Origin of the sequence: Winogradskyella sp., from assembly GCF_965656915.1 — a bacterium.
Classification (GTDB): Bacteria; Bacteroidota; Bacteroidia; order Flavobacteriales; family Flavobacteriaceae; genus Winogradskyella.
In genome coordinates this window covers 1-13,749 of record NZ_CBFHMI010000062.1, presented here as the reverse complement: position 1 = coordinate 13,749, position 13,749 = coordinate 1, and the positions used below count along the sequence as shown (strand labels likewise).

15 protein-coding genes and 1 pseudogene are annotated in these 13,749 nt (G+C 33.6%); 7 read left to right on the top strand and 9 right to left on the bottom strand.

Going from position 1 to position 13,749, the window contains the following annotated elements:
* Positions 1 to 1,074: pseudogene (locus tag ACTG3Y_RS11785) on the top strand (alpha-2-macroglobulin); the annotation flags it as partial.
* Between the two features lie 28 nt (positions 1,075 to 1,102).
* Here ACTG3Y_RS11785 and ACTG3Y_RS11780 read toward each other — a convergent pair.
* The 6 genes from ACTG3Y_RS11780 to ACTG3Y_RS11755 all read right to left on the bottom strand — a co-directional run bounded on the left by ACTG3Y_RS11780 (position 1,103) and on the right by ACTG3Y_RS11755 (position 6,186).
* Positions 1,103 to 1,654: a mycothiol transferase gene (locus ACTG3Y_RS11780; RefSeq protein WP_439153124.1), complete on the bottom strand. Its 552-nt coding sequence runs from the start codon at positions 1,652 to 1,654 to the stop codon at positions 1,103 to 1,105.
* A gap of 160 nt (positions 1,655 to 1,814) precedes the next feature.
* Positions 1,815 to 2,543, bottom strand: a complete 729-nt coding sequence (locus tag ACTG3Y_RS11775) for an SDR family oxidoreductase (protein ID WP_439153123.1) — start codon at positions 2,541 to 2,543, stop codon at positions 1,815 to 1,817.
* Between the two features lie 183 nt (positions 2,544 to 2,726).
* The gene (locus ACTG3Y_RS11770; RefSeq protein ID WP_439153122.1) at positions 2,727 to 3,248 is read right to left on the bottom strand and encodes a DUF4136 domain-containing protein; all 522 of its coding nucleotides are present in this window, start codon (positions 3,246 to 3,248) and stop codon (positions 2,727 to 2,729) included.
* Between the two features lie 44 nt (positions 3,249 to 3,292).
* Positions 3,293 to 4,009, bottom strand: coding sequence for an ion transporter (locus ACTG3Y_RS11765; protein ID WP_439153121.1), 717 nt, complete (start codon positions 4,007 to 4,009; stop codon positions 3,293 to 3,295).
* Positions 4,010 to 4,019: 10 nt separating this feature from the next.
* Positions 4,020 to 5,018 carry a GTPase ObgE gene (obgE, locus tag ACTG3Y_RS11760; protein WP_439153120.1) on the bottom strand — a complete coding sequence of 333 codons (999 nt, stop codon included), beginning with the start codon at positions 5,016 to 5,018 and terminating at the stop codon, positions 4,020 to 4,022.
* Positions 5,019 to 5,076: 58 nt separating this feature from the next.
* Positions 5,077 to 6,186 (bottom strand): adenylate kinase, encoded by a 1,110-nt coding sequence (locus ACTG3Y_RS11755; protein ID WP_439153119.1) that lies wholly within the window; start codon positions 6,184 to 6,186, stop codon positions 5,077 to 5,079.
* Between the two features lie 163 nt (positions 6,187 to 6,349).
* Here ACTG3Y_RS11755 and ACTG3Y_RS11750 point away from each other — a divergent pair, with 163 nt between their 5' ends.
* The 3 genes from ACTG3Y_RS11750 to ACTG3Y_RS11740 all read left to right on the top strand — a co-directional run bounded on the left by ACTG3Y_RS11750 (position 6,350) and on the right by ACTG3Y_RS11740 (position 10,199).
* Complete coding sequence (locus ACTG3Y_RS11750) at positions 6,350 to 7,504, top strand: 5-(carboxyamino)imidazole ribonucleotide synthase (RefSeq protein WP_439153118.1); 1,155 nt, start codon at positions 6,350 to 6,352, stop codon at positions 7,502 to 7,504.
* Position 7,505: 1 nt separating this feature from the next.
* The gene (gene purE / locus ACTG3Y_RS11745) at positions 7,506 to 7,985 is read left to right on the top strand and encodes a 5-(carboxyamino)imidazole ribonucleotide mutase (protein ID WP_439153117.1); all 480 of its coding nucleotides are present in this window, start codon (positions 7,506 to 7,508) and stop codon (positions 7,983 to 7,985) included.
* A gap of 168 nt (positions 7,986 to 8,153) precedes the next feature.
* The gene (locus ACTG3Y_RS11740; protein WP_439153116.1) at positions 8,154 to 10,199 is read left to right on the top strand and encodes a M3 family metallopeptidase; all 2,046 of its coding nucleotides are present in this window, start codon (positions 8,154 to 8,156) and stop codon (positions 10,197 to 10,199) included.
* Positions 10,200 to 10,202: 3 nt separating this feature from the next.
* Here the strand turns inward: ACTG3Y_RS11740 and ACTG3Y_RS11735 are convergent, their stop codons facing one another.
* The 3 genes from ACTG3Y_RS11735 to ACTG3Y_RS11725 form a co-directional block, all read right to left on the bottom strand.
* Entirely contained in the window at positions 10,203 to 10,490 is a 288-nt protein-coding gene (locus ACTG3Y_RS11735; protein ID WP_439153115.1) for a hypothetical protein, read from the bottom strand.
* A 42-nt stretch (positions 10,491 to 10,532) separates the two neighbouring features.
* The gene (locus ACTG3Y_RS11730; protein ID WP_439153114.1) at positions 10,533 to 10,799 is read right to left on the bottom strand and encodes a hypothetical protein; all 267 of its coding nucleotides are present in this window, start codon (positions 10,797 to 10,799) and stop codon (positions 10,533 to 10,535) included.
* 80 nt (positions 10,800 to 10,879) lie between these two features.
* Entirely contained in the window at positions 10,880 to 11,578 is a 699-nt protein-coding gene (locus ACTG3Y_RS11725; RefSeq protein ID WP_439153113.1) for a T9SS type A sorting domain-containing protein, read from the bottom strand.
* 93 nt (positions 11,579 to 11,671) lie between these two features.
* On the opposite strand from ACTG3Y_RS11725, the gene ACTG3Y_RS11720 reads away from it, so the two are divergent.
* The 3 genes from ACTG3Y_RS11720 (at position 11,672) to ACTG3Y_RS11710 (ending at position 13,679) form a co-directional block, all read left to right on the top strand.
* A complete protein-coding gene (locus tag ACTG3Y_RS11720) occupies positions 11,672 to 12,175 on the top strand; it encodes a GbsR/MarR family transcriptional regulator (protein WP_439153112.1) in 504 nt (167 codons plus the stop codon).
* A 400-nt stretch (positions 12,176 to 12,575) separates the two neighbouring features.
* Positions 12,576 to 13,007 (top strand): hypothetical protein, encoded by a 432-nt coding sequence (locus ACTG3Y_RS11715; protein ID WP_439153111.1) that lies wholly within the window; start codon positions 12,576 to 12,578, stop codon positions 13,005 to 13,007.
* Between the two features lie 12 nt (positions 13,008 to 13,019).
* Positions 13,020 to 13,679: an SAM-dependent methyltransferase gene (locus ACTG3Y_RS11710; protein WP_439153110.1), complete on the top strand. Its 660-nt coding sequence runs from the start codon at positions 13,020 to 13,022 to the stop codon at positions 13,677 to 13,679.
* Positions 13,680 to 13,749 lie beyond the last annotated feature (70 nt).

The window sequence follows — 13,749 nt, the reverse complement described above, 5'->3', positions numbered from 1 at the left end:
GACGTGCAAAAGATAATGGACTATTATAAAAATCAAATACAGAAGTATTGGTTAAAGCGTTCACTTTATGCCAAAGGACTTATGACCTTAACCATGCACAGAATGAATGATGATAATACTTCTGGTAAGATTTTAAAATCACTAAAAGAAAATAGCATTACATCTGAAGAACTTGGTATGTATTGGAAGGAAAATACTAATTCATGGCACTGGTATCAGGCACCAATCGAGAGTCAAGCGCTCTTGATTGAAGCGTTTTCCGAAGTAGGTAAGGTCATTCAGAGCGAAGCGAAGAATCTCGATGATATTGATAACCTTAAAATCTGGTTACTAAAACACAAGCAAATAAACCAATGGAAAACCACCAAGGCAACTACTGAAGCGGTATATGCCTTATTGTTGCAAGGCAGTGCTTGGCTAGATGTTTCTGAAATGGTTGATATAAAAATTGGAAATGAAACTATTTCACCTTCAACATTAGAAAATGTAAAAGTAGAAGCTGGAACAGGGTACTATAAAACATCATGGGCAGGATCAGAAATTAAATCAGAACAAGCAGAAGTTACCATCACTAAAACAGGAGATGGAATTGCTTGGGGAGCTTTATATTGGCAATATTTTGAAGATTTAGATAAAATAACATCAGCAGAAACTCCTTTAAAATTGAGTAAGAAACTGTACTTAAAGACCAATACCGATAAAGGTGAAGAAATCACTGAAATTACGTCAGAAACAAAACTAACTGTTGGTGATTTAGTACGAGTACGGATTGTACTTAGAACAGACCGTTCTATGGAATTTATTCATCTTAAAGATATGCGTGCAGCAGGTTTTGAGCCGATTAATGTGTTATCCCAATACAAATGGCAAGATGGTTTTGGCTATTATGAAAGTACTAAAGATGCAGCAACAAACTTCTTTATAGATTATTTACCAAAGGGAGTATTTGTTTTTGAGTATGACTTAAGGGTAAATAATGCTGGTGATATGAGTAATGGGATTAGCACCATACAATCCATGTATGCACCAGAATTTAGTAGCCACAGTGAAGGGATTAGAATAAATGTAGATTAAAAAAAGAGGCTTTTTGGAAGCCTCTTTTTTAAATCCGTGTTGTTATCAGAGCCAATTGGCCCATATGATTGGCTTGGTGTTCCATAACATGAAACCAAGCCCAATGCATAGTCATATTACCAATCTTTTTCTTAAACCAAGCATCATCTTTAGTTTTGAGTAATTCTTTGGTCTTAGCTCTAACTTCATCATAAAGATTCATATAATAACTAATCGGCTTGTCTTTAAATTCTTTTCTAACCTTTTCACCCAAATTTAATGCAGTCTCCCATTTTGCTTTTTCTTCAGCATTAAAGCCTCGTCCTTCAAATGTGTAGACCTGATAATAAGCTTCGGTAGCGGCCAAATGGTATATTATTGCGCCCGGGCTATTGGCATTATCATCAAGCAAAAAATCAGTACCTGCCTGGTCTAAATTTACCACTTGACGCTCCACACGGCGTTTTAAATTATCTAACATAGAAATCATATTACCAATGTCGTTAGAATAGCCTCTAGGAGCTTTTATTTCAGATTGCGAGAAAGAAATTGTTGTACTTAGGGTTGTGATTACAAGAAAAGTATAGATCGTTGATTTCATTATTTTGATTGTTTTAGTTTGAATAAAACTAAAACAGCCAATATTATTAAGATAAACAGGAGATTAACTTATTTTTTTGGATAGTCTATAAATCTTTTTTCTTTAAGATCACAGCAGTTTCCTAAAACTTTCTAGAGGATTTTTTGTTTTGCACAAGCTTTCACTTACTGCTTGGCGGCGTTGTTGGTCTAACCTCAATTTTACTAGGTAAAGTTCTCGGTTTCATTTTTAAAAGATCAATCACCAATTCACCAATATCTTCTATCTGAATTTTCCAATCATCTTTATCACTAGGTTCGTTACCATTGAAGTGTGTAGAAACCGATCCTGGCATTATGGTGCTTACTTTAATTCCATATTTTCGTAAATCTAGCATTACAGCTTGAGTAAATCCGGTAACACCAAATTTACTTGCATTATAAGCTGAGCCACCTGCAAAGAAATTTGCACCAGCCAAACTAGAAATTGTAATATAATAGCCTTTTGAAATTTTAAGTGCATCTACACTTGCCTTAATCGAATTAAAGACACCTGTAAGATTGGTGTCTATAACTAGGTTCCATTGCTCAGACGTTAAATCCTCTATACTACCAAAATGACCTAGACCTGCGTTAGCAACTACAATATCCAATTGACCAAATGTCTTAAGAGCTTGGTTTACGGCTTCTTCTTGACTAGCGAGTTCTCTAACATCAGCCTGAACTCCTATTATTGATCCTTTTGTATCGGATTTTGATGCTAATTCTTTCGCTGCGGCGTCCGCCGCATTTTTGCTTCTGCTAGTAATAACTACTTTTAAACCATGATTAAGTAATGCCTCAGCCACACCATATCCAATTCCCTTTGTTCCACCAGTTATAAGCGCAACTTTTCCTTTTAAACTTTCCATTTCTTTTTTGTTTTATTTCAAAATTACAAAACCTAAAAGGAAACTTTAAGTTTAAAGTGTTAGAGAAATAATAAAGTTAATTTATTATTAGTGCGAAAATAGAAACCTTTAAAATTAATCAAATAATCAGTTTTCATATAACGCTTTGATTGTTCTCAATTTCGCAACGAAGCCTATTAATCTTTAATTTCCTGGAGGATAGCCTTCGAATATTTTTTCAACTAAGATTACAAAAGCTTCTTCACGCTTTTTTGGAGAAGCATTCGTCCTGTATGAACTCTCACTTACTGCTTGCCAAAATAGTTTCTCTCCATTACTGATATCTACAAAATCAATCACAATTTCGCGAGTTTTCTGATTATTACCAAGAGGGACTCCTACCGATATACCACCACCTACATTTCTTCCTGTTCCACCTACTCCTACACCAACATTTGAGTTTGTTCGGTTTATAATATCCTGACTCTGAATATCAATATAAAAATCGGCATTCTCTGTACGCACAAATCCCATAGTAAGCAGTTTGGCATCAATGGCTCTTATTAAACGCTTGGTATCTAGTCCGCTTAAGCCCGTCTGCATATCATCAAAATAGTTGTAAGATTTGTATTGTGTAAAATCTGTTGCCTTTTCGTAATCATAACGAATAACTGGCCCACATGATGTGATAAGTATTAAAATAAGAGCATATTTTAAAAGCTTCATTTTTATTTTAAATATACAAAATTTATGATGGTTTATAAGACTACCTAAGCTTTGTCATTATCATTTGGCTCAACAACCTTTGTTAGCGAAGACGAAATAATACCTGTAGGAATTGCTACGATACCTAAGCCTATTAGCAAGATAATAAAAGTAAATATACGCCCACCAACAGTTACAGGATAAACATCTCCGTAGCCAACTGTCGTTAATGTAACGATAGACCACCAAAGACTATCAAATATTGAAGAAAAGTGATCTGGTTGGGCTTCGTTCTCAAAATAATAAATTCCAATAGCCGCAAAGTAAATGAGCACCAAGGTAACACCCATGAATAAGATGATTTGTTCTTTTGCCAATAACATCGCTTTTGTAATATGGCGCATCGCTTTATTATAGCGAACCAACTTAAGCAGCCTGAATAATCTAAACATTCTAAGCACTCTAAGCGATCTTAAGTCTACACCAAAGGATAAGTAAAATGGTAGGATAGCAAACAAATCTATAAGACCAAAGAAGCTAAAAATAAATCCTGGTTTATGATTAGCAACATATATTCTGGCGATGTATTCCAATGAGAACACAATAACACAAAAGATTTCAACAGAATTGAGGATTACTTTTGTTTGAGGTTTTAAATTTGGAAGCGTTTCTACTGAAAAAGTAATAACAGAAACAACAATTAAAAACTGAATAAAAATGGCAAAGCTTTTATTAAGTCTATTGTCATTATATTCTACAATGTTTTTAATTTTTTCCTTCATATATGAAAGATTAATCGTTAAGCATTTTCCAAAGTTTATCTTTTAACTCTGTTAATCCTTGCTGAGCAACAGATGAAATAAATATATAATTACATTCTAAATCTTTGTCTAAAATAGTAGACATTTCAGATTTTAATTCATCGTCTAGCATATCAGATTTTGAGATCACCACAAATCGTTCTTTATCTAACATCTCAGGGTTATAGCGTCTTAACTCATCTAATAAAACTTCATATTGCTCGACGATATCTTTTGCGTCCGCAGGAATTAGAAATAGTAGTATTGAATTTCGCTCAATATGTCTCAAAAAGTAATACCCTAAGCCTTTACCTTCCGCCGCACCTTCAATGATACCAGGAATATCTGCCATTACAAAAGACTGAAAATCGCGATACTTCACTATACCTAGATTAGGTTTTAACGTAGTAAACTCGTAATCTGCAATTTTAGGTTTAGCTGACGTTAATACTGACAGTAGTGTTGACTTACCTGCATTTGGGAATCCGACTAAACCGACATCCGCTAATACTTTTAATTCTATGGTGATATCTCTTTCTTCTAAAGGAATACCAGGCTGTGCATATCTGGGTGTCTGGTTTGTAGAACTTTTAAAATGCCAGTTGCCACGTCCACCCATACCTCCTTCTGCTACAATCTTTTCTTCACCATCTTCTGTAATCTCAAACAGAATATCATTGGTTTCGGTATCTCTTATTACACTACCTAGTGGCACTTCAATTATAGCATCTTCACCATCTGCACCTGTACTTCTACCAGAACTACCATGTGCACCGTGACCTGCTTTAATATGTCTTTTAAACTTAAGATGAATTAAGGTCCAAAGATTAGAATTTCCTTTTATTATAACATGACCTCCACGACCACCATCTCCTCCATCTGGGCCACCCTTCTGGATATATTTTTCACGATGCAAATGTGCAGAACCTTTTCCACCGTTACCGGAAGATACGTGCATTTTTACATAGTCAACAAAATTTCCTTCAGTCATAATTTGAGTTTAAAATTTTAAGTTTAAGCGATAAAGTTTAAACTCTATTTGGTAAGACTTATAGTTTGTCAATTACAGCACTTAATCGTATCGTAATTTCCTCTATACTACCAAATCCATCAACACCATAATATTTGTCTTGTGCTGTGTAGTAGTCTTTTAAAATGGCTGTTTTATTGTAGTATTCTTTTATTCTGTTTCTAATAATACTTTCGTCTGCATCATCAGCTCTTCCGCTTGTCTTACCGCGTTCTAATAAACGCTTTACCAAAACTTCATCATCTACTTCTAACGCAACCATAGCGTTAATTTGAGAATCTTTACTGTCCATTAATTCATCTAAGGCCTTAGCCTGTGCATTGGTTCTTGGAAAACCGTCAAAAATAAATCCTTTAGCATCGGAGTTTTTCTCGACTTCTTTATTCAGCATGTCTATGGTTACCTGATCTGGTACCAATTCGCCTTTATCCATATAAGATTTAGCTAACATCCCTAAAGCTGTTTCATTTTTAATGTTATATCTAAAGACATCGCCTGTGGAAATATGAACTAAATCGTATTTCTCTTTTAAGAAGTTTGCTTGAGTTCCTTTGCCTGCTCCTGGAGGGCCAAATAGCACTAAGTTTGTCATGTATTGTGTGGTTTTTAATTGATATACACTTGGCAAGTCTCTTCCTAAACCATTATAATCTAGTCCATAACCTACTATGAACTTATTAGGAATTTCTATACCAACATAATGAAGTTTAAAATCTTTATCGTATGCTTCAGGCTTGTAAAATAATGTAGCAATGATTAACTGTTTAACGTTTTCATTTTCAAAAATTCTATGTACCTCTTCTAAGGTATTACCAGAATCTATAATATCTTCTAGAATAACTACAGTTCTCCCAGTAAGGTCTTGTGTTAAGCCAATTAAACGTTGGATATCATCTGTAGATTTCACACCTTCATATGACGCCAGTTTAATAAATGTTACTTCGCATGGTTTAGGGTACTTTTTCACAAAGTCACTAACCAACATAAATGAACCATTTAGAATACCTACAAACACGGGCATTTCATCTCCCAAATCTGTAGAAATAGCATCTACCATGCTTTGAACCGCATCTTGTATTTGCTCTTCAGAAATAAATGGTTTAAAATATAAATCGTGAAGCTTAAGCACTGTCTTTTTATTTTAGAAATGCAAAGATAATCAATAGATTGAGGAATACCGATTTTTTGGATTTCAATTTAGAGAAGTTCTGATTTTATAACGTATTTTTGTATCTTAATTAAGATAATAATCTGTAAAATTACTCACATTTTTGTGAGACGCTTAAAAGCCAATGAATTATTTTTCTTCTCAGTTTAAACTTGGAATACTTGGTGGAGGCCAATTGGGCAAAATGATGCTCTATAATACCCGAAAATTTGATATTTACACTTGTGTGTTAGATGCTAGTCCTGAAGCACCAGCTCGATTAGCCTGTGATGAATTTATTGTGGGTGACTTACTAGATTACGACACTGTTATTAAATTCGGTGAACTCGTAGATCTTCTTACTATAGAAATTGAAAATGTTAATGTTGATGCTTTAGAGACCTTAGAAAAAAAAGGTATTAAAGTGTATCCTTCTGCTAAGACATTGCGAACTATACAAAACAAAGCACAGCAAAAATTATTTTATCGCGATCATAATATACCAACCGCAGATTTCTCAAGGTTTGCATATACGTCTGAAATTGATGAAGCTGTTGGTAATGGTGGACTAAGCTACCCTTTTGTGTGGAAAAGCACACGTTTTGGTTACGATGGTACAGGTGTGAAAGTGGTAAAACGATATACAGATTTAGTAGATCTACCAAATGTTGAATGTATTGCCGAAAAGTTAATACCATTTAAAAATGAGCTTGCTGTTATCGTAGCAAGAAATGAAAAAGGTGACCTAAAAACATATCCTGTTGTAGAAATGGAGTTTCATCCTGAGGCAAACCAGGTGGAATACGTGATTTGTCCTGCGAGGATTCCTTTAGATATTGCAAAAAAGGCTGAACTTGTGGCACTAAAAACAGCTGCAGCTTATGAACACGTCGGATTGCTAGCTGTTGAAATGTTTCAGACGGAAGATGATGATATATTAGTTAATGAAGTAGCACCAAGACCACATAATTCTGGACATTATAGTATCGAAGGAAGTTATACCTCTCAATTTGAACAACATATTAGAGCTATACTTGGTTTACCTTTAGGTAATACTCAAAGTAAAGTAGCAGGAGTAATGGTTAATCTTGTAGGGCATGAAGATTACACAGGTAATGTTGTGTACAGAAATATAAATGAAATTATGGCTATGGATGGTGTTACGCCTCATATCTATGGTAAAAAGCAAACCAGACCATTCAGAAAAATGGGCCATGTGACTATTGTAAATAAAGATATAGACAAGGCGCGAGAAATAGCAGAAAAAGTAAAACGTACAATTGAAGTAATTAGTGAATAATATGAGTAAAGTAGGTGTGATAATGGGAAGTAAAAGTGATTTGCCAGTAATGCAAGACGCTATAGATATTTTAAAAGGATTTGACATTGAAGTTAAAGTTGATATTGTTTCAGCACACCGAACTCCAGATAAATTATTCGATTATGGAAAAAACGCTCACAACAGAGGGATAAAAGTTATCGTAGCTGGTGCAGGTGGTGCAGCCCATTTACCTGGCATGGTAGCCTCATTATCTCCGCTACCAGTTATAGGTGTACCTGTAAAAAGTAGCAACTCTATAGACGGATGGGACTCTGTCCTTTCAATTTTACAAATGCCAGGAGGTGTACCCGTGGCTACTGTTGCACTAAATGGTGCTAAAAACGCAGGCATCTTGGCAGCTCAGATTTTAGGAAGTTCTGATCAGTACATTTTAGATAAAATTATAGTATATAAGGAAGGATTGAAAACTAAAGTTATTGACTCGGCTAAAAACCTTTAAAAAGCCTCAACTTGCGCCGAGGCTTTTAGCTATTAATCAATTCTTATTTTGCAATAGTTCTTGCTAAATAAGATGTCGCAAAAATAATTAAACTTCTACGGCTAATCTATTATAACCCTCTTAAAAAACAGTTAAAATTCAGATTATCAGAAATATACGTAAGAAAATATGGACGGATATAAAATCACAATTCTAAATGAGCGCTTTAATACATTATACGATACTGCGCCTTTTTCAAAAATAAAGACAGAAGATTTTCTTCCTGCATTTAAAACGGCAATTAACAAAGCAAAAGCAGAAATTGATGCCATAGTTACTAATGACGAAGCACCAACTTTTAAAAATACAATTGAAGCCTTAGACTATTCTGGAGAAGAATTAGATAGAATCTCAAGTTTATTCTTTAATTTAAATTCTGCAGAGACCAATGAGGCTATTCAAAAAATAGCTCAGGAAGTATCACCTTTACTTTCAGATTTTAGCAATGACATTACCTTAAATGAGGATTTATTTAAACGTGTGAAAAGCGTTTATGACTCTAAATCTGATTTAACTTTATCTACAGAACAAGAAACACTACTCGATAAAAAATATAAAAGCTTTTCTAGAAACGGCGCAAATCTACCAGATTCAAAAAAATCAAAGTTAAGAGCTATTGATAAAGAATTGAGTCAACTTAAACTCAAATTTGGAGAGCATATTTTAGCAGAAACCAATAAATATGAAATGTACCTAACTGACGAATCTGACCTATCAGGTTTACCAGATGGTGCAAAGGAAGCTGCAAAACAATTAGCGGATTCAAAAGGAAAAGAAGGCTGGTTAATCACCTTAGACTATCCGAGTTATATACCATTTATGACGTATGCTGACAATCGAGAGTTGCGTAAAAAATTGTCTAAAGCATTCGGAAGCAAGGGATTTCATAATGATGAACTAGATAATCAAGATATCGTTCTAAAAATTGCCAGACTTAGATATGAGCGTGCACAACTTTTGGGCTATAACACTCATGCTCATTTTGTACTTGAAGAACGCATGGCTGAGACACCTAAAAAAGTCAAAGCATTCTTAAATGAATTATTAGAAAAGGCCAAACCAGCAGCAGAAAAAGAATTTCTAAGTCTTGAAAGTTTCGCAAAGAAATTAGACGGCATAGACCAATTGCAAAAATGGGATTCAGCCTATTACTCAGAAAAACTAAAGCAAAAGCTCTTTGATTTGGATGATGAAAAATTGAAACCTTACTTTAAACTAGAAAACGTCATTAATGGTGCATTTACTGTTGCTAAAAAACTTTTTGGGCTTCAATTTAAAGAAATCGATACCATTGATAAGTATCACAAAGATGTATTAACTTACAAAGTTATTGATTCTGAAGATAATTTGGTATCCATTTTCTATGCAGATTTCTTTCCAAGAGCTGGAAAACGCAACGGAGCCTGGATGACCTCTTACAAACCACAAATGATTAAAAATGGTAAAAATGAGAGACCACATGTATCCATTGTCTGCAATTTTACAAAACCAACAAAAAGTAAGCCTTCATTACTCACCTTTAATGAGGTGACCACTTTATTTCATGAATTTGGTCACGCCTTACACGGTATGTTGGCAAATACAACCTATCCAAGTTTGTCAGGCACAAGTGTTTATTGGGATTTTGTTGAACTACCAAGTCAGATTTTAGAAAACTGGTGCTACGAAGAGGAAACCTTAAAATTATTTGCCACACACTATGAAACCGGAGAAGTGATTCCGATGGAACTTATCGGAAAAATAAAAGCTTCAGCAACATTCCATGAAGGTATGCAAACTTTAAGACAACTAAGTTTCGGTTTACTCGATATGTCCTGGCATGGTATTGACCCAACATCTATTTCAGACGTTAAAGCACATGAAGTTGAAGCTTTTGAAGGAACAAAATTATATCCTGAAGTTGGTGAGAATTGTATGAGTACTGCCTTTGCACATATCTTTCAAGGCGGATATTCTTCTGGGTACTACAGTTACAAATGGGCAGAAGTTTTAGATGCAGATGCCTTTGAATATTTTAAAGAAGAAGGTATTTTCAACAAAACCGTTGCAAATAAATTTAAAACCTATGTCTTATCGCAAGGTGGTACAGAAAACCCGATGGAATTATATAAAAAATTCAGAGGGCAAGAGCCAAAACCAGAAGCTTTATTAAGACGTGCTGGATTGCTCAAATAAGTATTATAATATAAATCCTAAACTTAAAAAAGCCCCTTTCATTAAAAAGTAACTTTCAAAATTTCTAATAGATAAACCGTCATTACTTATGGCTTTATAACTGTAACTAAGGTCGGTTACTAATATTAACCGCTTTTCATTCAATGGTATTTTATAGCCAAAACCAAGATTAGCCATATTACCATTTTTAGTTCCATTCTTTATTTTTATTAACATACCATAATTGATAAGGAAATAGAAGCTACTTTTTGCATCACTGAGGTAGAAACGCAGATCGATAAAAGCTGGCATGGTATTAAGATTTGGATTATGATATCCATCTAAGCCAACTCCTCAACCAGCAGAAAAATAAGGACTAAAAAAATAACCGTTTATCGTTTGTAAACTAAATGCATTGGTATTATTGGTTGAAATATCAGTATTAACAACTCCATTCTGTGGCGAAAACGTTTCAAGTTCTGCTTTATTTATCGAAATCAAACCAATTCTGGATATATTGAAGTAACCTCGATTTCTAAAGTCGTCCTTATTATCATTTGATTGAGAAAAAATTGAAGTAGTTACAAAAAGAACAAAAAATAGCAATCTCATGGAATTCATAATGGCAATTTAGTATTGAAACATTAATTGCATCAAAAACTGAACCATAAATAAACTATTACCAAATAATGTAAAATAATCTAATATTTCAACATTTTCACCGTTCGGGTAGAATTCCCTGCTTTAATTTTAACCAAATAGATTCCAGCATTTTGTAACTGAAAATCGTGAGTTAATTGTGTATTTACATTTAATCTTGTTTCACTCACTTTTTTTCCTAACACATCATAAATAGTAATATGATATTGTGCCGGATTATTAATAGTTATCGTTCCATTGCCTACTATTATATCTTTTGGAATATCTCGTCTACTCACTGACAATGTAGAAGCACCGAAACCATAATCACTACCCTTTAAATCAGCGGACTGCCTAGATTGATCTGAGTTAGTAATTAAAAAATACCAATAATTTACAGTTGTTCCAACTGGTATGGTAGTTGTATTTAAATTAGGTTCTTCTAGATAAGTTCTTATAGCCGGGTTAAATGTTGCTACATAATACCCTAAGTTAGAATCAAATGTTAATGGAATTAAGGTTGCAACGTCCGCAAAATCATCATGATAATCCCAAGTTAACGGGTCTGCATCTGTTTGTAAACCAGTATATAAATACAAGTTTGGGTCACTTAAAGGGTCGAAAATAGAATAGTCACCTAATTCACCATATTTAAGTGTTAGGGTCCCAGAATTTATATCGCATGGATTAGGCATTAACTCAATTTGAGCCTGGCCAATTCCGAATATTAGTAGTACTAAATAAAGTAGTTTTGTTTTCATATTAGTATGATTTGGATAACTAAAATATAAAAAATACTTTAAATAAACTTTCATTAATTATTGAAAGTTTAAAAATAATGTTATCTTTGTACTATGAATTACAGTGAAGCAAAGAATAAGTTTATTAGTACTTGGGGAAGTTTAGGCACGCTTTGGGGCATTAATAAGGCTATGGCTCAAATACAAGCTTTGCTTTTTATTTCCATTAAACCGTTATCCATGGAAGATATTATGAAGGAGCTTAAAATTTCGCGTGGTAATACGAGTATGAATTTAAGACAACTTATGGATTGGGGAATTGTAACAAAAGTATTGGTGTCTGGCGAGCGTAAAGAATACTTTACGACAGAAAAAGATGTACAGGAATTAGCACGAATTATTGCCAAAGAACGCAGCCGTCGAGAAATACGACCTGTAATAAAGGTTTTAGATGATGTCTCTTCCATTACAGATGATGGTACTAAACAGACGCAAGAATTAATAAAACAGACTAAAGCATTACACGAATTAACAGAAGATTTAGATAGCCTAATGCATAAACTCGTTAACCAAAAACAAAATTGGTTGACAAAATCTGTTTTTAAGCTGCTGAAATAGAGTTTATATTTTTTTAAACTATACTTTCATTTTTTTCTGAAAGTTTAATAACTTCAAAATATAAAGAACACACATTATCTAAATTCCACCATGTACTTCGCAATTATAGCTGCGTACATTTACGCTCCATTACTTAGCGCATTTTGTCAAATAGGCTTAGGAATATTTCAATTTATTACTGCCGTTCAGATTACAAATGATTCTCACAGGTTTAATGCAAAAGCAATAAAATTTATGAGTTATTATTGGCTTTCTGCTTTTGTCTGCTTTTGGCTCTCATTTCTTCTATACTAACCGATTACTTAGCAGTACACTTTAAAACTATACTATTAATAATACCAATGGTAATAGGATTTTATTTTGTGATTGTCACTTATATCTACTCCAAAAATATAAAACTATGACTATTCAAATTCCCATTTGGTTAATTATCCTTGGTGGAATTGGCCAAATTTTCATTGCACTCATTTACCCTTATATAAGACATCAGGTATTTGATTGGTATAATGATGTAAAACAACTCAAACCATTAAATCAAGAAATTGCCAAAACCTATGGTAGATATATTCAAGGCCTTAATTTCTCATTTGGATTTATTGCAATACTAATACCAAATGATTTGAGAAATGGTTCCCATTTAGCCATTGCATTAACAGGGCTCATCGCTGCGTATTGGGTAGGTAAAGTTGCAACTCAAATAGCCTATTATCCTATGTATCAGATTCCTCAAAAAATAATTTTTATGATAGGTAGTTACTTTATGAATTTCCTATTCACACTATTTGCCGTGATATACACTTGGCTTCTTATTTACAATGTTCTTAATAACTAAATAATGTCAATTATGAAAATTCAATCAATTCACCTCAAAAACCAATCAGAACAAAGTAAAATAGAAATGGTTGATTTCTATAATGAGGCTACAGAAGATTATAAATTTTGGAGCAACGACTACAACATGCATTTTGGGTACTTTATTCCTTGTAAAACGAATCCCTTAAAACGCGATTCTATGCTCAATGAAATGAACAAACAGGTCATAAAACGGCTTAACATTGGAAAGTTTAAAAACAGACTTGTAGATTTAGGATGTGGCATGGGAGCAACATTGCGTTATGCATTAAAACACCATAAAAACGTAATGGTATATGGCGTTACGTTATCTAATTTTCAGGTACAACAAGGCAATGAACTATTAAAAGGAAAAAATGGAATTATCCTTAAAGAAAATTACAATGAGACATCGTTTTCATCTAATTCTTTTGATTCCGCAGTGGCCATAGAAAGTTTTTGTCATTCCGGTCACAATTATGATACTCTTAAAGAAGCTTACCGTATATTAAAACCAGGTGGTAAATTTGTTGTTGCGGATGCCTTTTTAAAAAAACCTGTTGAACAATTATGCAAAGGCGGTTCATTTACATATCGCAAACTTTGTAATCATTGGAGTTTAGAAAAATTAGAACCACATTTTGTCATAAAAAAGCACTTAGTACAATTATGATTTAAGCATATTAAAGTAGAGAATATTTCATTCAGAGTTGCGCCATCTGTTTTGCACGTTCCTTTCGCAA